The following is a 21890-nucleotide window of genomic DNA, read 5'->3' as shown; positions in this document are numbered from 1 at the left end:
GGATTGATCTGATGAAACCGCTCGATCTCAGGCTGCTGCGCTATGCCCGCAGCGTGCGCGGCGTCCTGGGATTCGGCGGCCTGCTCGGCCTGCTGCGCACCCTCGCGGTGATCGCCTGGTGCTGGTGTCTGGCGCAGGCGATCACCGCGATCGTGCTGCCGGTGCTCGGCGGCATGGGCGGAGGATCCGGGCGCGTCGGCGAGGGCGCCCCCGACGTCGACGCGCTGCCGTGGCTGCTCGCGGGGGCGACCGCCGCGATGCTCGCGCGGGCCGCGGCGGGCTGGGGCATGGACGTGCTCGCGGCGCGCGGCGCGGTGCGGGCGAAGTCCCAACTGCGCACCGCCGCCCTCGACCGTCTCGATGCGCGTTCGCCGGACTGGCTCGCAGGCCGCGCCGATGCCGGGCCCGCGACGGCGCTCGGCCGCGGACTCGATGCCCTCGACGGCTACTTCTCCGCCTACCTTCCGCAGCTGATCCTCACCGTCATCGCCACCCCGATCCTCGTGCTGGCGGTGCTGCTCGCCGATCCGGTCAGCGGTGTCACGGTGCTCATCGTCTTCCCGGTGATCCCCGTGTTCATGATCCTGATCGGCCTCGCGACGCGCAGCGTGCAGGATCGGCAGTGGGCGCAGCTGCAGCGGCTGTCGGGCTCCTTCCTCGACGTCGTCGAGGGGCTCTCGACGCTCAAGATCTTCCGCCGCGAGCAGCGTCAGGTGGAGCGCATCGAGCGTGAGACGGGGGAGTACCGCACCCGCACCATGCGCGTGCTGCGCGTCACGTTCCTGTCGGGGTTCGTGCTCGACCTGGCGGGCACCTTCTCGATCGCGCTCGTGGCGGTGACGATCGGCACCCGGCTGGTCGCCGGAGAGTTCCCGCTCGGACTCGGCCTCTTCGTGCTGCTGCTGCTGCCCGAGGCGTTCATGCCCATCCGCGCGGTGGGCGCCGCGTTCCACGCCTCGACGGAGGGGCTCGCCGCCGCCGAGGACGTCTTCGAGATCATCGAGGGCGAGGAGGATCAGCCGGCCCGCGTGGCGAGCGGTGCGCCCGGCGGCGCTCCGATCGGCTTCGACGGGGTGGTCGTGGAGCGTGGCGGTCGCGCGGTCGTCGGGCCGGTCTCGTTCGAGGTGCGACCGGGCGAGGTCGTCGCGCTCGCCGGCCCCTCGGGCTCCGGCAAGAGCACGCTCGTCTCGGCGCTGCTCGGCTTCGTCGCGCCGTCGGCGGGATCGCTGAGCCGCCCGGAGACCCTGGCCTGGACGGGACAGCGGGCCGGACTGCTGCGGGGCACGGTCGCCGAGAACGTGGCCCTCGGCTCGGACGAGCCCGACCCGGAGCTCGTCTCCCGTTCGCTCGCCGCGGTCGGGCTGCCGGATCTCCCGGCGGCGCGCGCGCTGGGCGTGCAGGGATCCGGTCTCTCCGGCGGGCAGGCGCAGCGGGTCGCCGTCGCGCGCTGCCTCTATCGCGCCTGGGCGGCCGACGCGGGAGCCGTCGTGCTCGACGAGCCCAGCTCGGCGCTCGACGCCGCCAGCGAGGCGCGCGTGGCCGAGGCGATGCGCGCGGAGGCGCGGGCCGGCCGCGCCGTGCTCGTGGTCACCCACCGGCAGGCGCTGCTCGACGCGGCGGACCGGGTGGTCACCGTCGGCGCGGAGGAGATCGACGCGATCGGGGCCGAGCGTTGAGCGCCGGGGGCGTGCGCGCTGCCGCGGCGACTCGCGCCGCCGAGCGCGCCGGCGTCGCCGAGGTGCTGAGGCGCGCGGTGCCGCCGTGGCGGCGGGCGGCGCCCGGCGCGGTCTTCGGCGCCCTGGCGGACGCCTGCGTGGTGGGTCTGCTCGCGCTGAGCATGTGGCTGATCGTGCGCTCCGGTGAGCAGCCCCCGATCCTGCACCTGACCTTCGCGGTCGTCGGCGTGCGAGCGCTGGCGATCGGCCGTGCCGCGTTCCGCTACGTCGAGCGCCTGTTCAGTCACGACGCCGCGCTGGCGCAGCTGGCCACGCTGCGCACTCGCACCTTCGAGTCGCTGCTGCCCCGCGTGCCGGGCGCGATCGAGTCGCACCGGCGGGGCGACGTGCTCGCGGCCTTCGTGGACGATGTCGATCAGCTGCAGGACGAACCGCTCCGCGTGCGACAGCCGTTGATCGTCAGCGGCATCGTCGTGTCGCTCACCATCGCGGCGGTGGCGCTCGTTGCCCCGTCGGCTGCGCTGATCCTGGCTGTGCTCCTGGCCGTCTTCGGCGCGCTCGCGGCGTGGTCGTCGCATCGCATCGCCGCGTCGAGCGACCGCGAGCTCGCCGAGGCGCGAGGGGCGCTGAGCGACGCGCTGCTCGAACGGTTCTCGTCAGCGGAGGTGCTCGCGGCCTTCGACGCCCAGTCCGGGCAGCGCGCACGCATCTCCGCCGCGGAGGATCGCCTCTCCCGCGTGCAGCTGGCGCGCAGCCGTGCTGCCGGGCTGAGCGGCGCCCTCCTCGCGGCCGGTTCGGGGCTGGCTTCGATCCTGATCCTGCTGGTGCTGCTGCCGGAGGCGGGGAGCGGGATCTCGGCGCCCCTGTTCGCCGCGGCGGTGATCGTGCCGGCCGCGGTGTTCGAGGTCTTCGCCCAGGTGCCGGCCGCGCTCACCGCTCGCCGCACCGTCGCCACGAGCGCGGCGAGAGTGGCCGCGCTCACCGAGTCGCCCCTGCCGCAGGTGATCCCGGCGGACCCCGCGGATCCGGCACCCCTGCCCGCGGTGGAGAATCGAACGCTTCCGGTGCTGGAGGTGCGCGAGCTGGCCGTGCGGCATCCGGGCAGCCCCGAACCGGCGATCCGCGATGTCTCGTTCGCCCTGCGCTCCGGCGAGACGCTCGTCATCACCGGTGAGAGCGGCGCGGGCAAGAGCACCCTGGCGCTGGCGCTCGTGCGGCTGCTCGACTACGAGGGCGAATACCGCCTGCGCGGCGTGGAGGCGCGCGAGCTGCGGGCCGAGGACGTGCGCTCCGTCGTGGGCCTGTGCGAGCAGCTGCCGCACCTCTTCGACGCGGATCTGCGCCAGAATCTCGCCTTCGCCGCCGACAGCGCGGGGCGCGCACACGACGACGCCGAGTTGATCGCGGTGCTCGAACGCGTAGGGCTCGGAGACTGGTTGCGCCGGCGCGGCGGACTCGACGCCCCGGTGGGGGAGCGCGGCGCGCTCGTGAGCGGCGGACAGGCGCAGCGGATCGCGCTGGCCCGGGCGATCCTGGCCGACTTCCCCGTGGTCGTCCTCGACGAGCCGACCGCCGGCGTGGATCGGCTGCTCGCCGACCGGCTGCTCGCCGACCTGCTCGGCGCGGTGCCCGATGACCGCGCCGTGATCCTGATCTCGCACGTCGAGCTGCCCGACGGGGTGGCCGCGTCGGCGTCGCTCGCACTCTGACCGTCGTTCAGCTCGTCACGGGCTGCCAGCTGCGGTCGAGAGCCTCGCGGAATCGGTGCAGGCGGCGCTCGTCCGGCCGGGGAAGCGCGGCGCCGTCGATGCTCGTGACCGGGCGGATGCCGTGCAGCGCGTTCACCGCCCACACCTCCTGCTCGGCGAGCTGCTCGGGGCTCGCGGCGGCGCCCTCCAGCCGCCCGTCCGCGGCGTCGAGCAGCAGCGATTCGGTCACCGACGGGACGCGGCGATCGTCTGCGACGAGGTACCCCCTGTCCGTGGCTGGATCCCGCCCGTTCCCCGGCGGCCACCAGACCAGGCCGGTGGTTGCGCCCTCAAGCGCGTGTCCCGTCTCGTCGAGCAGCAGCGCCTCCGCGCCGAGCTCGCGGTTCAGGTCCGCGAGCAGCGAGATGTTCGGCCCCTTGCGACGGGGGTCCGGGAGGCGCACGCCGGGCGCCGAGCGCAGCTCGACGGTGCGGCCGAGCGCCGGCAGCGGGCGGAGGGAGAGGCGCAGCTCCGTCGTTCCGCCGTGGCGTCGGAGCTCGAGGCGCGGAAAGCCGGCACCGTAGTCGGCGATCCGCGCTCGCGCGTCGAGGATGAAGGCGCTCAGCTCGTCCGGGGAGGGCGGAGAGGCGCCGGACGACGGCTCCCGGACCGAGGCGGTGAACCGTTCGAGGTGACGATCCAGTCCTCGGACCTCGGCGCGCCCTCCGCGCACCCGCACGCGGAACGAGTCGGCGGCGAGCAGAGCATCCATGCGGGCACTCTACCGTGCGGGTGCCGGGGGCATCGCGGCCGCGCCGCTAGAGTGTTCTCCGTGGGAGTGCGGCGAGAGGTGCCTTGGCCTGCGGACGTCTCCGCCGTGGCCCGCGCGCTCGCCTCGACGTCGTCGTCCTGGTACTGGATCGACGATTGGGACGGCGTCGGCCGCCTCGGGGCCGCCGGAGAGCTGCGGATCGCCGAGCGCGGCTGCGAGCGGGACTTCCTCTCGGCGCTTCGCGGGGACGCGGATTGGGTCGTGGCGTTCGGATACGAGTTCGGGGTCGCGCTGCTCGGACTCGATCCCGCCCTCGATGACGCCGCCCCCGCGTTCGCGCTGCGGACGGGGGTGGAACTCGTGCTCGACCACGATCGCGGAGAGGCCGAGCTGCGCGGCCCGAGCGAGGCGGCCCTCGACGCCTGGCTCGCGCGCTGCGGGGCCTCGCTGCGAGAGGATCCGGTGCTTCGGGCTGAGATTGCGCCTTGGGAGGGGGATCCTGCCGTGCAATCTCCGCCCGAGTTGCAACCTCCGCCCGAGTTGCACGATCCGCCCGAGCTGTTCGAGCGACGCCCGAGCTGGCGGCGCAGCGCAGCCGAGTACGAGGATCTGGTCGAACGGTGCCGTACGCGCATCCGGGACGGCGACGCCTATGTGCTCTGCCTGACCGATACGGCCGAGATCCGCGGGCCCCGCGCGGATCCGCTCGATCTCTACCTGCGGCTCCGCGAGTCCGGGCCGGCGGTGCGCGGCGGGGTGATCGTCGCGGGGGAGCGCGCTCTGGTGAGCGCGAGCCCCGAGCGCTTCCTGAGCGTGCGCGGGGACGGGATCCGCACCGACCCGATCAAGGGCACCCGGCCGCGGGGCGCCACGCCAGAGGCCGACGCCGCCCTCGCACAGGAGCTCGCCGTCGACCCGAAGGAGCGCGCCGAGAACCTGATGATCGTGGATCTCATGCGCAACGACCTGAGCCGGGTCTGCGTTCCCGGCACCGTCGCGGCGACCGGCTTTCTGCGCGTCGAGACCCATCCGCACGTGCATCAGCTGGTCAGCACGGTCTCGGGTCGGCTGGCCGGCAACCTCGATGCGGTCGACGCGATACGGGCCTGCTTCCCCGGCGGATCGATGACCGGGGCGCCCAAGCACCGGGCCGTCGAGATTCTCGCCGAGCTGGAGGGGGCCCCGCGCGGTCTGTACTCGGGCTGCTTCGGCTGGATCGATCGCTCCGGCGATGCCGAGCTCGCGATGACCATTCGCAGCATCGAGCTCCGGGAGCTCGGTGCCGTGGGTTCTGTCGAGTTGCGCGGCCTCGGCGGATCCGCGCCGCGCGCGCGCGTCGGTGCGGGCGGCGGGATCACCGTCGACAGCGATCCGGCGAGGGAGCGCGCGGAGAAGAGCGTGAAGGCCGCGCCCCTGCTGCGTGCGCTCGGAGCGGGCGGCGCTGGCGCGAGGTGAACAGCGATAATCTAGAGGAATGCAGACGAGCGATCAGCACGCCGAGAGCGGTGCGGCGGGGTACGATTTCCGGGCGATCCAGGAGCGTTGGCTCCCCGTCTGGGAGGAGTTGCGGCCCTTCGAGGCGAACGACGCGGCGGCGGGCGGCGGGCGGCCCCGCAAGTACGTGCTCGACATGTTCCCCTACCCGTCCGGCGATCTGCACATGGGCCACGCCGAGGCCTTTTGCTTCGGCGACGTGCTCGCGCGCTACTGGCGCGGCCGCGGTTACGACGTGCTGCACCCGATCGGCTGGGACTCCTTCGGACTGCCCGCCGAGAACGCCGCCATCAAGCGCGGCGTCGACCCGCGCGAGTGGACCTACGCGAACATCGCCCAGCAGAAGGCCTCGTTCCGCCTCTACGCGCCGTCGTTCGACTGGAGCCGCGTGCTGCACACGAGCGACCCCGAGTACTACCGCTGGAACCAGTGGCTCTTCCTGAAGCTCTATGAGAAGGGCCTCGCCTATCGCAAGGCCAGCTGGGTCAACTGGGATCCGGTGGATCAGACGGTGCTCGCGAACGAGCAGGTGCTGGCCGACGGGACGAGCGAGCGCTCGGGCGCCCCGGTCGTCAAGAAGAAGCTGACCCAGTGGTACTTCCGCATCACGGACTACGCGGATCGCCTGCTCGACGACCTCGACGCCCTCGAGGGGCAGTGGCCCGCGAAGGTGCTGAACATGCAGCGCAACTGGATCGGGCGCTCGACCGGTGCGGAGGTCGAGTTCGAGATCGAGGGCCGTGAGGCGAAGGTGCCGGTGTTCACGACCCGGCCCGACACCCTCTACGGCGCGACCTTCATGGTGGTCGCGCCAGACAGCGACCTCGCGGCGGAGCTGGCCGCCAGCGCCTCGCCGGAGGCGCGTATGCGCTTTCAGGAATATCTCGCCGAGGCGCAGAAGCAGAGCGAGATCGATCGCCAGAACGCCGACCGTCCGAAGACCGGCGTGTTCCTGGACCACTTCGCGATCAATCCCGTGAACGGCGAGCGGATCCCGGTCTGGGCGGCCGACTACGTGCTGGCCGACTACGGCCACGGCGCCATCATGGCCGTGCCCGCCCACGACCAGCGCGATCTCGACTTCGCGCTGAAGTTCGAGCTGCCGGTCCGCGTGGTCGTCGAGGTGCGCGGCGAGGACGGCGAGCCGCTTCCGGATCCCGCGGAGAGCGGTGTCGCCACCGCCGGGGACGGCATCCTGGTGAACTCCGGCCCGCTCGACGGGCTGGGCAAGGCCGAGGCGATCGCGCGCGCCGTGGAGGTGCTCGAGGAGCGCGGTACCGGCCGCGCGGCGAAGACCTACCGTCTGCGCGACTGGCTGATCTCGCGCCAGCGCTACTGGGGCACGCCGATCCCGATCCTCCACGGCGCGGGCGACTCGAACGCCGGCGAGATGCGCCCGGTGGGCGAGGCCGAGCTGCCCGTGCGGCTGCCCGCCTCGGAGGGCCTCGATCTGAAGCCGAAGGGCGCCTCGCCGCTGGGCGCGGCGACGGAGTGGGCGCGGGTGATCGATCCTGAGACGGGGGAGGAGTGGACGCGTGACCCCGACACGATGGACACCTTCGTCGACAGTTCGTGGTATTACCTGCGCTTCCTCTCCGCGCGGGACGACACGCAGGCGTTCGACCCGGAGCTGGCCCGCAGATGGGGGCCGATCGACCAGTACGCGGGCGGCGTCGAGCATGCGATCCTCCACCTGCTCTACTCGCGCTTCATCACCAAGGTGCTGCACGACCTGGGCTACCTCGACTTCGAGGAGCCATTCACCGCGCTGCTCAACCAGGGCATGGTGCTGCAGGACGGCGCCAAGATGTCGAAGTCGAAGGGCAACCTCGTCGAGTTCGCCAGCGAGCTGCGCGAGCACGGCGCAGACGCCCTCCGCGTGACGCTCGCCTTCGCCGGGCCGCCGGAGGACGACATCGACTGGGCCGACGTCTCGGTGCAGGGGTCCGCGAAGTTCCTGGCCCGCGCCTGGCGAGTGGCGGACGATGTGGCGAGCGAGCCGGGCGCGGAGTTCTCCGCCGGCTCGACGGAGCTGCGCCGCCACACCCACCGCCTGCTGGCTGATGCTCCCGGCCTCGTCGAGCAGTACAAGTTCAACGTGCTCGTGGCGCGGCTCATGGACCAGGTGAACGTCACCCGCAAGGCGATCGACTCGGGGGCCGGCGCCGCCGATCCGGCCGTGCGGGAGTCGGCTGAGGCGACGGCGATGATCCTCTCGCTCTTCGCGCCCTACACCGCCGAGGACATGTGGGCGAAGCTCGGGCACGAGCCGACGGTCGCCCTCGCGGTCTGGCCGGAGCCCGATCCCGCACTGCTGGTGGAGGACGAGATCACGCTGGTCGTGCAGGTGAACGGCAAGGTGCGGGATCGGCTCACGCTGCCGGCCTCGGTGAGCGAGTCCGAGGCGGAGACCGCGGCCCTGGCCTCCGAGGCCGTGCAGCGCGCGATCGGCGAGCGCGAGATCGCGAACCTGATCGTGCGCGTGCCGAAGATCGTCAGCATCGCGCTGCGCTGATCCTCCCGTCGGCAGTCGGAGACGGCTCACCGTTGCCTGTTCATCTGATGTACAGGATCTGTGAGGTATCGTCTGATGTATGTCGACGACACCCTATGACGCCCTGCTCATCTGCTCCTTCGGCGGCCCCAACGAGACCGGCGACGTCGTCCCCTTCCTGCAGAACGTGACGCGGGGCAAGGGCATCCCCGAGGAGCGGCTCAGGGAGGTCGGCGAGCACTACTACGGCTTCGGCGGCAAGAGCCCCATCAACGAGCAGAATCTCGAGCTTCTCTCGGCGCTGCGCGCCGAGTTCGAGAGGCGGGGCCTCGACCTCCCCGTCATCTGGGGCAACCGGAACTGGCATCCCTACACGGTCGATACGCTGCGCGATGCGAGCGCCTTCGGCGCCAAGCGGATCCTCGTGCTCGTCACCAGCGCCTACGCCTCCTACTCGGGCAGCCGCCAGTACCGGGAGCACCTCGCCGCCGCACGGACGGCTCTCGGAGATCACGCCCCGGAGATCGACATCCTGCGGCCCTTCTTCAACGATCCCGGATTCGTGCAGGCCAACATCGAGGCCATCATCGAGGCGGCCTCGGAACTCGGCGACGGCGATGCGGCGGCCGGTCTCGACGGCGCCCGCCTCGTCTACGTGACCCATTCGATCCCCGACACGATGCAGGACGCCTCGGCGGTGACCGGACCCGGCTACCGCGAGCAGCACGAGGACGTGCGGGCATCGATCGACACGGCGCTCCGCGAACGCCTCGGATCCGACTTCGTCTCCTCGCTCGCCTACTGCTCCCGCTCGGGCGATCCGCGCGTCCCCTGGCTCGAACCCGACGTGAACGACCACATCGAGGCGCTGGCCGCGGACGGAGCGCAGAAGGCGATCATCGCCCCGATCGGCTTCATCTCGGACCACATGGAGGTCGCGTTCGACCTCGACATCGAGGCGCTGGAGACCGCGACGGAGCACGGGCTGCGGGCCGTGCGGGCCGGCACCGCGAGCGTTCGGGAGCCCTTCGTCTCGGGCCTGGTGGACCTGGTGCTCGAGCGTGCCGCGCGCGAGCGCGGGGAGACCGTTCCGGCGCCGACGGCCGGCGTGCTCGGGGCCTTTCCCGACGTGGCGCCCCCCGGGAGCTGCCGGATGCGTCACGGCGAGGTCAGCGGGATCCCGGTGATCGCCGGAGCACAGGACTGAGCAGAGGGAATCGAGGAGCAGCATGAGCGAGCAGGAGCGGCCCCACGTCGACCATTCGGCGGTGGCGGAGTCGATCAACGCATCCGTCAACTACACGATGTACGCGGTGTTCCAGGAGCATCGGGGCGTCCCGGCTCCGGGCGAATCGGCGGTGGCGTCGATCGTCGAGGATCTCGCGGGTATCGACGGACTGGTCGTCCGGGGATGGTACGACGTGTCCGGCTTCCGCGCCGACGCGGATCTGCTGCTCTGGCTCCACGCGCCGGTCCCCGAGACGCTGCAGCGCGCCTACCGCGTGCTGCTCGAGCGCAGCGAGGCGCGCCTGGCGCCGGTCTGGTCGAACGTGGGCGTCCACCGCGCCGCCGAGTTCAACCGCGGACACGTTCCGGCCTTCCTCGCGGGCGATGCGCCGAAGCGGTATCTCTGCGTCTATCCCTTCGTGCGCTCCTACGAGTGGTATCTGCTGCCCGACGCGGAGCGCCGCGAGCTGCTGAGGGAGCACGGAGCCGCCGCCCGCGACTACGGCGACGTCCTGGCGAACACGGTGGCCTCGTTCGCCCTGGGCGACTACGAATGGCTGCTCGCCTTCGAGGCCGACGACCTCCTGCGCATCGTCGATCTGATGCGAGAACTGCGCGCCACGGAGGCGAGGCGTCACGTGCGCGAGGAGCTGCCGTTCTTCACCGGCCCGCGCGGAGACGCCGAGGCGCTGCTGCGCCGGGCGCTGGTGTGACGGCGAGATGAGCGAGGACGATCTGCCCGAGCCGAGTCGCTCGCCGGGTGAGGATTCCGGGTCCCAGGGCGCCCCGGCGCCGGAGGCGGGCGCCGACCCGGCGCCTGAGGCCGGAGCGCAGGAGAACGCCGGATCCCCGGTCGGGAGGGGGCTCTCCCGTCGCGGGATGCTCGCGCTGCTCGGCGGCGGTGTGGCCGGCGCGTCGATCGGCGTGGCCGGGACGGCCGCGGTCGTCGCGGCGACCGGATCCTCCGGCGAGCCCGGAGCCGGACTGAGCTATCCCTTCGCCGGCGCCCATCAGGCCGGGATCGTCACCCCGGAGCAGGAGCACCTGCATTTCGCGGCCTTCGACATCCGCGAGGGGCTGGGCCGCGATGATCTCATCGAGCTCCTGCAGGACTGGAGCTACGCGGCGAGCCGGATCACGCAGGGGCTCGACGTCAGCGCACGCGGGGCCTTCGACGGCGGTCCGTACCTGCCGCCTGACGACACCGGGGAGGCCACCGGCATCGCTCCCGCCGGGCTCACCGTGACCATCGGCTTCGGCAGATCGCTCTTCTCGACCGATGCGGGGGAGGACCGCTTCGGGCTGGCCGCGCAGCTGCCCGAGCACTTCACCGAGCTGCCCAAGATGATCAACGACTTCATCGACCGCGGGCGATCCGCGGGGGATCTGTGCATCCAGGCCTGCGCGAACGACCCCAAGGTCGCGGTCCACGCGATCCGCAACCTCACCAGGATCGCCTTCGGCCGCGCGCAGCTGCGGTGGTCGCAGCTCGGCTACGGCCGCACCTCGTCGACCTCGACCTCTCAGGACACGCCGCGCAACCTGTTTGGGCAGAAGGACGGCACGGCCAACATCCGGGCGGAGGAACCCGACCGGCTCGAGGAGCACGTCTGGATCGGAGAGTCTCAGGGCCCCGACTGGGCCGTGAACGGCACCTATCTGATCGCCCGCCGCATCTCCATGACGATCGAGGTCTGGGACGGCGTGCAACTGGGGGAGCAGGAGCGCGTGACCGGCCGCGACAAGCGGGACGGCGCCCCCCTCTCCGGCGGCGGCGAGTTCGACGAGCCGGATTTCGCGGCGACGGATGCGTCCGGCGCGCTGCTCATCGACGAGCGCTCTCACGTGGCGCGCGTGCACCCGAGCAACAACGACGGCATCCGCATGCTGCGTCGCGGCTACAACTTCACGGACGGGAACGACGACCAGGGGCGCCTCGACGCCGGATTGTTCTTCATCGCGTTCGTGAACGCGCCCGAGCGCTTCTCCGTCGTGCACAAGAACATGGCTCGGGACGACCTGTTCATCGAGTATCTGAAGACGACGGCCTCGTCGGTGTTCCTGATCCCGCCGGGCGTCTCAGAGGGCGGCTACGTCGGGCAGCAGCTGTTCGAGGCGGGCTGATTCGACGCGAGCTGAACCGTCGCGGCGCGGATCCTCTGCAGCCCCGTCCGCTCCCCGTGAGCGGGACGCCATTCGTCGAATGGGCGCGAGTCGTGCGGTGCACCCCGCGCCCATTCGACGATCCCGATCCCATCTGGGATGCGCGCTGACCGGGACGCCGGGCTCGGGCCGAGCGGATCCGGACGCGCGCTGACCGGGAGGCGCGTTGCGCCGAGACGCGGACGGGGGCGGAGCGCCTCGGCGCCCCGCCCCCGTACTCGAACCCGGCGGCTACTCCTCCTCGGGAGCCTCGATGCCGAGGACGGTCCCGGTGAGCTTCGACAGCGGCTCGCGCAGCGCGTTGATCTGGTCGACCAGCTCGTTCTGCTGCTCGGTGGTCACCTCGTCGTACAGCACGAAGCCGTCATCGAGGTTGCCGTACTGATCGAGCAGCGCCTGCAGCGCGTCGAACTCGGCGTTGATGGTCGTGACCAGCTCGGTGCCCTCCGCGCCCTTGCGCTCCGCGATCGGAGCGACGAGGTCGAAGGCGATCCTGGAGCCCTCGAGGTTGGCCTGGAAGTCCCACAGGTCGTAGTGCGACCACCAGTTCTCCTCGCCGGTCACCTTGCCGACCGCGATCTCCTCGAGCAGCGAGGAGGCGCCGTTCGAGACCGTGGCGACGTCGATCTGCTGGTCGGCGATGAAGTTCTCGTCGTGGACCGCGTCGTAGAGGGCGTTCACGTCGCTGATCAGCGTCTCGCCGATCGTCTTCCGCTGCTCGTCGGTCGACGGCTCCCAGTCCTCCCAGGCGCTCGCGCCGTCGGGCTGCACGGCGTCGTCCTCGGGAACCCAGAGATCCTTCTCGATCCGGTGGAAGCCGAGCCACTCGGTGAACGTGGGGTCGTCCTCCGCCAGGAGATCGGCCTCCGCGAGGTAGTCGATCTCGCGGTAGTCGATGCGGGGATCGAGCACGCCGAGCGCCTCGGCCACGGGCTCGATGCGCTCGTAGTTCACGCGGATGTCGGCGTAGAGCTCGCGCGCGGTGTCGTCGTCGCCGTCGATGTAGGCCTGGGCGAACTCCTCGACGTTGGGGACGAGCTCGGCGATCTCGTTCTTGACGAAGTTGATGTAGTCGACGACCACCTGGTCGAACAGCTCCTGGTCCTCGCCGGTGAGCTCGATCGGCTCGCCGGTGACCTGGAAGGCGGCCTCGCCGATGTTCGCGCCGCGCATGCCCGGCTTGCACGCGGTGAAGTAGTCTCCGGGCTGCAGCGAGACGGAGAGATCCGCGGAGGAGCCCGGGGCGATGTTCTCGCGCTCGGAGACGATGCGCAGGCCGTCTTCGCCGAGGAGGTAGAACTCGGTCGTCTGATCGCCGTCGTTCGCGATGGTGAAGGTGACGTTGCCGCTCTCGGCGGTGGCCGCCGAGACGTCGCACGCATCCGCGGTCGAGGAGACGGTCAGGACGTTGCCCGAGGGCTCCTCGCTCGATGGCTGGTTCTGCACGCAACCGGCGAGCAGCATGGTGCTCGCCGCTGCGAGTCCGGTGAGAGCGAACAGTTTCTTTCTCATATTTCTCCTTGTTGTGCGTCCGCCGTCTCCAGGGCGTCGGATCTGCGATCCGACGGAGGCGTCGGGGTCTGGTGAGCCCGGCTCTTCCCGCCTTTCGCGCGATCCGACGCCTCCTTGCGCGCGCGGATCACCTGGCGGATGAAGAACGGGAAGACGATGGCGAGGTAGAGCGCCCAGAGGGTGACCTCGAGCCAGCTCATGAGGGGGACGAAGCCGACCGTGCCCTTGAGGAAGGCCGCGAGCATGCCGCTCGGCTCGATCACGTGCTCGAGGTTGAAGGCCCACCCGAACGGATACGCGGCCGCCCAGAAGGGGGAGTCGGTGAATCCGGTGAGCACCTCCCCGGTGCGGAAGTTCGTCGGGGTGATCGGCGACCCCGAGAACGGGCCCGGCAGCACGGCGGCCTCCTGGAGGTCGTGGATCCCGTAGGCGAGCACTCCGGCGGAGACGATGATCAGGAAGGTGCCGGTCCAGGCGAAGAAGACGCGGAGATTGATGCGCAGCATGCCCCGGTTGAACAGGTAGCCGATGCCGACGGCGATGAGTATCCCGACCACCGCGCCGGCGGCGGCGACGAGGTTGCCCGCCCAGCCCCACAGCATCAGCGTCGTCTCGATGCCCTCGCGCGCGACGGAGACGAACGCCAGCCAGAAGATCGCCCAGCCCGATCCGATCAGCAGCGCGCGATCGACCCCGGTCTGCAGTTCGTCCTTCAGCTTGCTGCCGGTGTTCATCATCCAGAACACCATCCAGGTGACCATCGCGACGGCGAGCAGGGACATCGATCCGCCGATCACCTCCTGGGCGGTGAAGCTGAGCCCGTACCTGCCGAAGGTGAAGAGCGCCCCGAGCGCGAGGGAGAGGCCCACGGCGATCCAGACCCCGAGCCAGATCTTCTGCTTCACGTCGTCCCGGCCGAGTTTGCCGACGTAGGCGAGGAGGATGCCGATGATGAGTGCCGCTTCGAGGCCCTCGCGGAGGCCGATCAAAAAGGAGGCGAAGAACACGTCCGTACTTCCGTTAGCTGGTTGCGCGTCGATCATCCGATCAAACACATCAGATGAATGGTAGCAGAACCTTTATTGCATGTGATGTTGGAGTATCGCCCCTCACAGGAAAGCCCGTCCGAGGGACCGGCGAAGCCTCTCCACAGATTCGCCTGCGCCCCGCTTCGGGGCTCTCCGCGCCGCATACGGTCGGGGGATGAGAACCCCCTCGACCCGCACCGTAACGAGCCCCCGCCGCCACGCGTCTCACCGCTGGAACGAGCCCGTGCGCCTCGCGGATCCCACCGCTGATCGACCGGATCCGATCTCCCTCGCGACCCGGCCGACATTCCGCGAGCGGGTCATCCGCGCGGTCCGCATGCCGGCGCTCGTCGGCGGGGGACTCTTCCTGCTGGCGACGGTGATCGCGGTCGTTCTCGTCGCGGTGCAGTCGTCGGGAGGAATCCCGGGGCTCGAGGCGTCGGAGCAGCCGGGCCGGCACGAGCTCGGGTCCTCGGAAGCGGAGGATCCGGAGCGGACGGAGGGCGCGGAGCAGCCCGACGGCGTCGCGCTCCTCCCCGAGAACGCGCCCGGCGTCTTCGTGCACGTGGTCGGGGAGGTCCGCTCTCCCGGGGTCGTGGAGCTCGCGCCGGGATCGAGGGTGGAGGAGGCGATCGAGGCGGCCGGGGGCGCCCGGCGTGCGGCCGAACTCGCCGGGGTCAATCTCGCCCGCGAGGTGGTCGACGGGGAGCAGATCGTGGTGCCGGACGCGGATGCGGCGGCGAAGGGCGCGCCGCCCGGGGGCGCGCCCGATCCGGCGGCCGCGGACCGTGCCGGAGGTCCGATCGACCTGAACACCGCGGACGCCGCTGCGCTGCAGACGCTGCCGCGCGTCGGACCGGCGATCGCGCAGCGCATCATCGACTGGCGGGAGGCGAATGGGGGCTTCGGCAGCGTGGAGCAGTTGCTGGAGGTCTCGGGGATCGGGGAGAAGACCTTCGAGAGCCTGCGAGAGTCGGTGACCGTGTGAGCCGGGGCGCGCCGGACGCCGGTCTCGACGGCCCGGTGCCGGGCACCTGGCGCCTGCTGGCGCCCGCCGCGCTGGTCTGGGCGGTCGTCGCCTGGGCGATCACCGTGCCGGGCTCCGCGCATCGGATCGCACCGGCCGCCGCGGCGCTGGGGTCGGTCGTGCTGCTGCTCCTGACGCGCCGCTCACGAGAGAGGATCGCCGGATGGGCCGGTGCGGTCCTTCTGACCTGCGCCCTGCTGCTGATCGCGGCAGCGAGGATCGCCTCGCAGGAGGAGGCGCGAGCGGACCAGGGCTGGATCGGTGCCGCCGCACAGGGCCGCGCCGTCGACTTCGCAGCCGACCTCACCGGTTTTCCCGAGCCGATTCCGGCGGGCTTCGGGGAGCGCTGGTGGGTGAGCGCGGAGGCGGTCGCGCCGAGCGGCCGGATCCCCGTGCTGCTCTGGCTCGACGACCGGCCGGGGCCGCGTTGGGCTCCCGGCACCGCGGTCATGGCCCGGGGCAGTCCCGAGCTCCTCGAACCGGCCTCGTCGGCGGGCTTCGGGGTCGACGTACACGAGATCCGGGAACGGGAAAGCGGAGGGCCGTCCGCCCTGCTCGGGGGTCTCGCGGCCGAGCTGCGCACCGGATTGCGGAACGCCGCCGAGCGGATGCCGGGGACTGAGCTGGTGCCGGGGTTCGCAGTGGGCGACACCTCGCTGGTGAGCGAGGATCTCGACGAGGCGATGCTCGCGAGCTCGCTGACCCACCTCACCGCCGTCTCCGGAGCGAACTGCGCGCTCGTGGTCGGCGCTATCTCGTGGGTGCTCGCCGGACTGGGGGCCGGGAGACGGCTGCGCCCGCTTCTCGCCGCCGCCGCGCTGGGCCTGTTCGTCACCGTCGTCGGCCCCGACGCCAGCGTGCAGCGGGCCGCGGTGATGGCCGCGGTGATCCTCGTCTCGGGGTTCGGCGGCAAGCGCGCGAATGCGCTGCCCGCGCTGGGTCTGGCCATGCTCGTGCTGCTTCTCGCGGATCCCTGGCAGGCGCTGCAGCCGGGATTCGCGCTCTCGGTCGTCGCGACCGCCGGGATCCTGCTCATGGCCGCACCCATCGCCGATCGCCTGCGCAGTCTGGTCCGGCTCCCCGCCGCATTCGCCCTTCCGGTCTCGGTGGCCCTGGCCGCGCAACTCGCCTGCGGCCCGCTGCTCCTGCTGCTCCAGCCGGGGATCCCCGCGGTCGGGGTCGTCGCCAATGCGATCGCCGCGCCGGCTGCGCCGCTCGGCACCGGGCTGGGGCTCGTCTCGGCCCTGCTCCTTCAGACGGCTCCGGCGCTCGGAGACGTCGCGCTGTTCTGCGCAGGTCTGCCCGCCCGCTGGGTCGCCGCGACCGCGAGGGTGTCGGCGGAGCTGCCCGCGGGCCGCTGGCACTGGCCCGGCGGCTGGAACGGCGCGCTGCTGCTCGTCGCCTGTCAGACTGCGCTGCTGCTCGCCTGGGCGCTCCGACACGGGCACATCGGGCTGCCCGGAGGCGCGAGGGCGACGCGCCGGCGGCCCTGGCGCGCCGCGCCGCACGTCCCCCTCCGCGTGCGGCTCGCCAGTACCGCGCTCTCCGGCCTGGGGCTCGGCACGATCGCGGCGATCACGCTTCTCGCGCCGAGCGCGGCGCGCTTGAGCGTGCCGCACGATTGGGCGGTGGTCGCCTGCGACGTCGGGCAGGGCGACGGCCTGCTCCTGCGCGATCCCGATCTGCCGGACGAGGTGATGCTGGTCGACACCGGCGACGACCCCGCGCTGATCGGCGCCTGTCTCGAGCGCTTCGGAGTGGATCGGATCGCGCTCGCGGTGCTGAGCCACGACGACGGCGACCACGTCGGGGCGCTGCCCGCGCTGCTCGACCGCATCGATGCCGCGCTCATCGCGCCGGCCGTGCGCGGAGAGGAGACGGCTCGACGGGAGGTGGTGCGGCGACTCGAGGCTGCGCAGATCCCCTACCGCATCGGCCGCCGGGGACTGCGGTCCTCCGGGGCGGCGGGGCCGGCATGGGAGGTGCTGGCCCCGGCGGCGGGTCGAGCGCCTCCCGACACCAACTCGGCGAGCCTCGTGATGCGGGTGGCCGTCGGACGCGCGAGGGTGCTGCTGCTCGGGGACACCGGGGCCGAGGAGCAACGAGAGCTGCTGCGAAGCGGCACGGAGCTCGCGGCCGAGGTGATCAAGGTCGCCCATCACGGCTCCCGGGACCAGGATCCGGGCCTGCCCGCCGCAGTCGGCGCCGAATGGGCGCTGGTGTCGGTCGGAACGGGCAACGGATACGGGCACCCGGTTCCCGAGACGCTGGCCGCGCTCGTCGACGTCGGCGCGCGCCCGCTGCGCACCGATCTGCACGGGTCGATCGCCCTCGTGGCTCTGGCCGGCGGCGGACTCGAACCGTGGGTCGAACGCGCGGAAGGCGACGCGAGCGAGGCCCGACCGTGAATCCGGGGGCGCTCCGATCGCAACGCCGGAGGTTCTCCGGCTGCGCCAGGGGCGGGGCGTCCGCGTTCAGACGTCGGCGGTGGGCCGTAGACTCGAAGCGTGGCAGCAGGCAAGGCGAAGATCCCGCAACTCGGGTACGGGGATGCGCGCCCCGCTCCCGTCGTGCTCATCAGCGGGCCCGAGCGGTTCCTCGCGGATCGCACGGCGCAGACCATCCGCGATGCGCTGCGCGCGGAGGATCCGGCGCTCGAGATCCACGACATCGAGGCCGCGGCGTACGGCTCGGGAGAGCTCTTCACGATCGCCAGTCCGTCGCTCTTCGCGGAGCCGCGCCTGATCCGGGTCGACGGTGTGGAGAAGGCGAGCGACGCCTTCATCGCGGATGCCAAGCGCTATCTCGAGCACGCCGCAGAGGGCACCACGCTGGTCCTCCGGCACGGGGGCGGACAGCGGGGGAGAGGGCTGCTCGACGCCGTTCGCGGAGAGGCGGGACTGGCCCTCGGAGCCGTCGAGGTCGTCTGCGCCGAGATCAAGCGCGATGGCGACCGCCTCGCGTTCGCCCAGGCGGAGCTGCGCCGGTTGGGCGCGCAGCTGTCACCGGCCGGGGCCCGCGCGCTCGTCGCCGCCTACGCCGGCGATCTCGGCGAGCTGGCGGGGGCGATCGGGCAGCTCGTCTCGGACCGGGGCCAGCGGCTGAGCGAGGAGGACGTCGAGCGCGCCACGGAGGGGCGCGTCGAGGCCGGTGCGTTCAAGGTGGCGGACGCCGCGACGGCGGGCAACGTCGCGGATGCGCTGTTCCTCCTCAGGCAGGCTCTGCTCACCGGAACGGACGCCATCCCGCTCCTGGCCGCGCTCAACATGAAGGTCCGAGCGATGGCCCGGGTGTTCGCGGCGCGAGGGAGCGCCGGCGAACTGGCCAAGACGTTCGGCATGGCCCCCTGGCAGGTCGAGCGGGCGCAGCGGGAGACCAGGGGCTGGCGGGAGGCCGACCTCGCTCGCGCCGTCGACCTCGGCGCGCAGACCGAGTGGCTGCTCAAGGGCGGCAGCCGCGACCCCGAATACGCGCTCGAGCGCTACGTGCTCTTCATCGCGCGCCGCGGACGCTGAGCGCGGGGGCCGACCCCGCGTCTCACCCCTCTGGGCGACGCACCATCGCCTCCTGGGCGACGCTCGCGACCAGCCTGCCGGAACGGTCGTGGAAGCGGCCGAAGGTGAGCCCCCTGCCCCCCTGCGAGGTGGGGGTCTCCAGCGAGTAGAGCAGCCAGTCGTCGACGCGGAACGGATGGTGGAACCACATCGCGTGATCGAGGCTGGCCGCCCGCAGGCCCGGAGTGGCCCAAGGAATTCCGTGGCGGCGCAGAATCGGTTCGACGAGCATGTAGTCGCTGGCGAAGGCCAGCGCCGCCGAGTGCTGGAGCTGGTTCCCCTCGAACGTGTCCCGGCTCCGCAGCCACACCCGCTGACTGGCCTTCGGCTCGTCGACGCGGAGCATGGAGTCCGACTCGACGTAGCGGAAGTCGAACGGCCGGTTCAGCATCCACGACGCGCGCCCGCCGTCCGCCAGGTGGCCGTAGAGCTCCCAGACGGTCGGCAGGTCCTCGGGCTGGGCGATCGACGCGACATCGAAGGCCTCCTGATGCTCGAGTCCCTCGCTCGGCGTCTGAAACGAGGCGATCAACGACATGAGCACCTCTCCGCGCTGGTAGGCCTGCGCCCGCCTGGTCGAGAACGAGCGGCCGTCGTGCAGCCGGGCGACCTCGAAGGTCATCCGCTGCTCGGAGTCACCGGGGCGCAGGAAATAGCCGTGCATCGAATGCAGTTCGCGCCCCTCCGGCGCGGTCACGCCGGCGGCCGCGAGCGCCTGGCCCAGCACCTGTCCGCCGAACGCCCGCCCGTGCGGCGTGGAGAGCGGCGGACCGGTGAAGATGTCGTCGTGGGTGCGGGCGTCCGAGTCGACGATCGCGAGCATCGCTGACAGGTCGGTCGATCCGGTCATGGCGCCTCCTGGTGGGAATCTGGGCGAGGACCGTCGGAGCGATCCCGCGCCTGCCGCTCTTCGCCGGTGCTGGAGTCCGGCCGTGTACGGGACTCAGTCTATTCGCGGCCCGGAGCGACGCCCGTCAACCCTGTGCCACCCGCACAAACCACGCCCTAGGCTGGAAGCGATGACCACGACCCTCTCCCTCTCCGGACACGCCTCGCGAGAGGATCTGCGCGTGTACCTCGAACGGCTGCTGCGCGCCGGACGCGCTGAAGCGCGGCTCGTCACCCGTGGCACGGTGCTGGCCGTGTTCGGCTGCACGCAGGCCCCGGCGAGTCTGCTCGATCGGCTGCCCGTCGTGCTGGTCCTCCGCTCATTCGAGCTCGCGGCTCGGCCGGACGAGGACGTCGACGCGGTGATGCCGGCTCGGTCGCTGCTCGACCGGATCGCGCGACTCGGGGTCATCGGCCTCGAGCTCGAGCTCCCGGAGGTCTCGACGACCGCGGCCTGGGCCGGCGTGCTGCCTCCCCTCGGGGGCTGGAACCCGGTCGGCCGCCTCGACGCGGCCTCGCTCGAGGCGGTCGCGCGCGAGGGCATGGAGCGGATCGCGGCCGCCCTGCCCGAGTCGCCGGGCGAGGCGGTGGTGCGGACGGTGCGCGAGCGGGTGTGGGGCCAGGAGATCGCCCCCGGGCTGCCCGCCGCCGCCGCGTTCGCCGCGGAGTCGATGGGTTTCCTGGGCGGGGTGCCGCCGCTCCGGCTGAGCCGGTCGCGATCCTGGACGCGCCTGGCCTCCGAGCGGGGCGACGTCCTCGTCCGCCTGTCGATGGGGTAGGATGGCGTGGTTATCGGGCGCCACCGCAACCTTGCGCCCGAGCGAAGGAGAATCGCCCCATGGCCCAGGTGAACGGCATCATCGATCCGCCCATCGATGACCTGCTCGAAAAGGTCGAGTCGAAGTACGCGCTCGTGGTCTTCGCGTCGCAGCGCGCCCGCCAGATCAACGACTACTACACGGATCTGCACGACGGCAACCTCTTCGACAACGTCGGTCCGCTGGTGGACGCCTCGATCGACGACAAGCCTCTTTCGACCGCGCTGCACGAGATCGTGGAGGGCAAGCTCGAGATGACGCCCCGCACGCACGACAGCGCGCAGAGCAGCCTCGAAGCCGCGCTCGACGAGGCCGAAGCGGCCGCCGGCGAGTAGCTGTGCCCGCTGTGAGCCTGCGCCAATTCACCTCTGAGTCGGTCACCGAGGGGCATCCCGATAAGATCTGCGACAGAATCAGCGACTCGATCCTCGACGCGATGCTCGAGCAGGATCCCGGCGCGCGCGTCGCCGTGGAGACGCTGGTCACGACCGGATTGGTGCACGTCGCCGGAGAGGTCAACACCACCGGCTACGTCGAGATCCCCCAGATCGTCCGCGAGGTCATCCGCACCGTCGGGTACACCTCGAGCGATATGGGCTTCGACGCCGCGTCCTGCGGCGTGTCCGTGTCCATCGGCCAGCAGTCCCCGGAGATCGCCGAGGGCGTCGACTCGTCCTACGAGGTGCGCGAGGAGCGGCAGAGCGACGCGCTGAGTTCTCAGGGCGCCGGGGATCAGGGTCTCATGTTCGGGTATGCGACCGACGAGACACCCGAGCTGCAGCCGCTGCCGAGCTGGCTGGCGCATCGCCTGGCGGAACGGCTCACCGAGGTGCGAAAGACCGGCGTGCTGCCGTACTTGCGCCCCGACGGCAAGACGCAGGTGACCGTCGGCTACGACGGCGACCGCGCCGTCAGCGTCGAAGCCATCGTCCTGTCGACCCAGCACGAGCGGCAGATCGAGCAGGAGGAGCTGCACGCCGACATCGAGCGCGAGGTCATCCGTCCCGTGCTCGAGCGCGTGGAGCTCGCGAGCTCCGAGACGCAGTTGTTCATCAACCCGGCCGGACCCTTCGTGATCGGGGGGCCGATGGGCGACGCCGGTCTGACCGGCCGCAAGATCATCGTCGACACCTACGGCGGCGCGAGCCGCCACGGCGGTGGCGCGTTCAGCGGCAAGGATCCGTCGAAGGTGGATCGTTCGGCCGCGTACGCGATGCGCTGGGTCGCCAAGCACGTGGTCGCGGCGGGACTCGCCTCCCGGGCGGAGCTGCAGGTCGCCTATGCGATCGGGCGTGCCCGCCCGGTGGGGCTGTACGTCGAAACGTTCGGCACCGAGACGGTTCCGGTCGGTCGCATCGAGGCGGCGGTCCGCGAGGTGTTCGATCTGCGCCCGCTCGCCATCATCCGGGATCTCGACCTGTTGCGCCCCATCTACGCGAAGACCAGCGCGTACGGGCATTTCGGGCGAGAGCTGCCCGAGTTCACGTGGGAGGCCACCCCGCGCGTGGCCGAGCTCCGGGCCGCCGCAGGCCTCTGACAGGTCCGGGGG

The 21890-nt window shown here is 71.7% G+C and carries 17 protein-coding genes; 13 read left to right on the top strand and 4 right to left on the bottom strand.

The annotated features are described in order from the left end of the window. Positions 1–11: 11 nt before the first annotated feature. Positions 12–1676: a thiol reductant ABC exporter subunit CydD gene (gene cydD / locus J4H92_RS13175; protein ID WP_208098652.1), complete on the top strand. Its 1665-nt coding sequence runs from the start codon at positions 12–14 to the stop codon at positions 1674–1676. Next, entirely contained in the window at positions 1673–3385 is a 1713-nt protein-coding gene (cydC, locus tag J4H92_RS13170; protein WP_243752362.1) for a thiol reductant ABC exporter subunit CydC, read from the top strand. The genes cydD and cydC overlap by 4 nt, the downstream gene beginning before the upstream one ends. A gap of 7 nt (positions 3386–3392) precedes the next feature. Here the strand turns inward: cydC and J4H92_RS13165 are convergent, their stop codons facing one another. After that, positions 3393–4136, bottom strand: a complete 744-nt coding sequence (locus J4H92_RS13165; protein WP_208098651.1) for an aminotransferase class IV — start codon at positions 4134–4136, stop codon at positions 3393–3395. Positions 4137–4196: 60 nt separating this feature from the next. On the opposite strand from J4H92_RS13165, the gene J4H92_RS13160 reads away from it, so the two are divergent. From J4H92_RS13160 to efeB, 5 genes are all read left to right on the top strand, one after another. Beyond that, positions 4197–5591, top strand: a complete 1395-nt coding sequence (locus J4H92_RS13160) for an anthranilate synthase component I family protein (RefSeq protein ID WP_341783104.1) — start codon at positions 4197–4199, stop codon at positions 5589–5591. A gap of 19 nt (positions 5592–5610) precedes the next feature. After that, complete coding sequence (gene leuS, locus J4H92_RS13155) at positions 5611–8145, top strand: leucine--tRNA ligase (protein ID WP_208098650.1); 2535 nt, start codon at positions 5611–5613, stop codon at positions 8143–8145. Positions 8146–8224: 79 nt separating this feature from the next. After that, positions 8225–9331 (top strand): ferrochelatase, encoded by a 1107-nt coding sequence (locus J4H92_RS13150; RefSeq protein WP_208098649.1) that lies wholly within the window; start codon positions 8225–8227, stop codon positions 9329–9331. 22 nt (positions 9332–9353) lie between these two features. Next, entirely contained in the window at positions 9354–10064 is a 711-nt protein-coding gene (gene hemQ, locus J4H92_RS13145) for a hydrogen peroxide-dependent heme synthase (protein WP_208098648.1), read from the top strand. Positions 10065–10071: 7 nt separating this feature from the next. Beyond that, positions 10072–11475, top strand: a complete 1404-nt coding sequence (efeB, locus tag J4H92_RS13140) for an iron uptake transporter deferrochelatase/peroxidase subunit (RefSeq protein WP_208098647.1) — start codon at positions 10072–10074, stop codon at positions 11473–11475. Positions 11476–11745: 270 nt separating this feature from the next. On the opposite strand, the gene efeO is transcribed toward efeB, so the two are convergent. Next, a complete protein-coding gene (efeO, locus tag J4H92_RS13135; protein WP_208098646.1) occupies positions 11746–13026 on the bottom strand; it encodes an iron uptake system protein EfeO in 1281 nt (426 codons plus the stop codon). Beyond that, the gene (gene efeU / locus J4H92_RS13130; protein WP_341783103.1) at positions 13023–14081 is read right to left on the bottom strand and encodes an iron uptake transporter permease EfeU; all 1059 of its coding nucleotides are present in this window, start codon (positions 14079–14081) and stop codon (positions 13023–13025) included. Before efeU ends, efeO begins: the two co-directional genes overlap by 4 nt. A gap of 148 nt (positions 14082–14229) precedes the next feature. On the opposite strand from efeU, the gene J4H92_RS13125 reads away from it, so the two are divergent. The 3 genes from J4H92_RS13125 to holA all read left to right on the top strand — a co-directional run bounded on the left by J4H92_RS13125 (position 14230) and on the right by holA (position 18596). Further along, a complete protein-coding gene (locus tag J4H92_RS13125) occupies positions 14230–15042 on the top strand; it encodes a ComEA family DNA-binding protein (protein ID WP_243752361.1) in 813 nt (270 codons plus the stop codon). Then, the gene (locus J4H92_RS13120) at positions 15039–17489 is read left to right on the top strand and encodes a ComEC/Rec2 family competence protein (RefSeq protein ID WP_341783102.1); all 2451 of its coding nucleotides are present in this window, start codon (positions 15039–15041) and stop codon (positions 17487–17489) included. The genes J4H92_RS13125 and J4H92_RS13120 overlap by 4 nt, the downstream gene beginning before the upstream one ends. 99 nt (positions 17490–17588) lie before the next feature. After that, positions 17589–18596: a DNA polymerase III subunit delta gene (gene holA, locus J4H92_RS13115; RefSeq protein ID WP_208098645.1), complete on the top strand. Its 1008-nt coding sequence runs from the start codon at positions 17589–17591 to the stop codon at positions 18594–18596. Positions 18597–18618: 22 nt separating this feature from the next. Here holA and J4H92_RS13110 read toward each other — a convergent pair whose 3' ends face one another. Further along, on the bottom strand, positions 18619–19485 hold the full coding sequence (locus J4H92_RS13110; RefSeq protein WP_208098644.1) for an acyl-CoA thioesterase: 867 nt from the start codon (positions 19483–19485) through the stop codon (positions 18619–18621). A gap of 169 nt (positions 19486–19654) precedes the next feature. Here J4H92_RS13110 and J4H92_RS13105 point away from each other — a divergent pair, with 169 nt between their 5' ends. Genes J4H92_RS13105 through metK form a run of 3 tightly spaced genes read left to right on the top strand, consistent with a single transcriptional unit; the run spans position 19655 to position 21878 of the window. Beyond that, entirely contained in the window at positions 19655–20302 is a 648-nt protein-coding gene (locus tag J4H92_RS13105; protein WP_208098643.1) for a DUF8185 domain-containing protein, read from the top strand. Positions 20303–20361: 59 nt separating this feature from the next. Continuing rightward, the gene (rpoZ, locus tag J4H92_RS13100; protein ID WP_208098642.1) at positions 20362–20676 is read left to right on the top strand and encodes a DNA-directed RNA polymerase subunit omega; all 315 of its coding nucleotides are present in this window, start codon (positions 20362–20364) and stop codon (positions 20674–20676) included. Between the two features lie 11 nt (positions 20677–20687). Next, positions 20688–21878 (top strand): methionine adenosyltransferase, encoded by a 1191-nt coding sequence (metK, locus tag J4H92_RS13095; protein WP_208098641.1) that lies wholly within the window; start codon positions 20688–20690, stop codon positions 21876–21878. The last annotated feature ends 12 nt before the right edge of the window (positions 21879–21890 follow it).

It is taken from the genome of Leucobacter weissii (assembly GCF_017565745.1).
GTDB classification, from domain to species: domain Bacteria; phylum Actinomycetota; class Actinomycetes; order Actinomycetales; family Microbacteriaceae; genus Leucobacter; species Leucobacter weissii.
Note: the sequence above shows the minus strand (reverse complement) of the source record. Positions and strands in the feature narration are given on the sequence as shown.

Coding starts and splice junctions, on each gene's coding strand:
- cydD (WP_208098652.1), top strand. CDS start 12: ATGAAACCGCTCGATCTCAGGCTGCTGCGCTATGCCCGCAGCGTGCGC.
- J4H92_RS13165 (WP_208098651.1), bottom strand. CDS start 4,136: ATGGATGCTCTGCTCGCCGCCGACTCGTTCCGCGTGCGGGTGCGCGGA.
- leuS (WP_208098650.1), top strand. CDS start 5,611: ATGCAGACGAGCGATCAGCACGCCGAGAGCGGTGCGGCGGGGTACGAT.
- J4H92_RS13150 (WP_208098649.1), top strand. CDS start 8,225: ATGTCGACGACACCCTATGACGCCCTGCTCATCTGCTCCTTCGGCGGC.
- hemQ (WP_208098648.1), top strand. CDS start 9,354: ATGAGCGAGCAGGAGCGGCCCCACGTCGACCATTCGGCGGTGGCGGAG.
- efeB (WP_208098647.1), top strand. CDS start 10,072: ATGAGCGAGGACGATCTGCCCGAGCCGAGTCGCTCGCCGGGTGAGGAT.
- efeO (WP_208098646.1), bottom strand. CDS start 13,026: ATGAGAAAGAAACTGTTCGCTCTCACCGGACTCGCAGCGGCGAGCACC.
- J4H92_RS13125 (WP_243752361.1), top strand. CDS start 14,230: ATGAGAACCCCCTCGACCCGCACCGTAACGAGCCCCCGCCGCCACGCG.
- J4H92_RS13110 (WP_208098644.1), bottom strand. CDS start 19,485: ATGACCGGATCGACCGACCTGTCAGCGATGCTCGCGATCGTCGACTCG.
- J4H92_RS13105 (WP_208098643.1), top strand. CDS start 19,655: ATGACCACGACCCTCTCCCTCTCCGGACACGCCTCGCGAGAGGATCTG.
- rpoZ (WP_208098642.1), top strand. CDS start 20,362: ATGGCCCAGGTGAACGGCATCATCGATCCGCCCATCGATGACCTGCTC.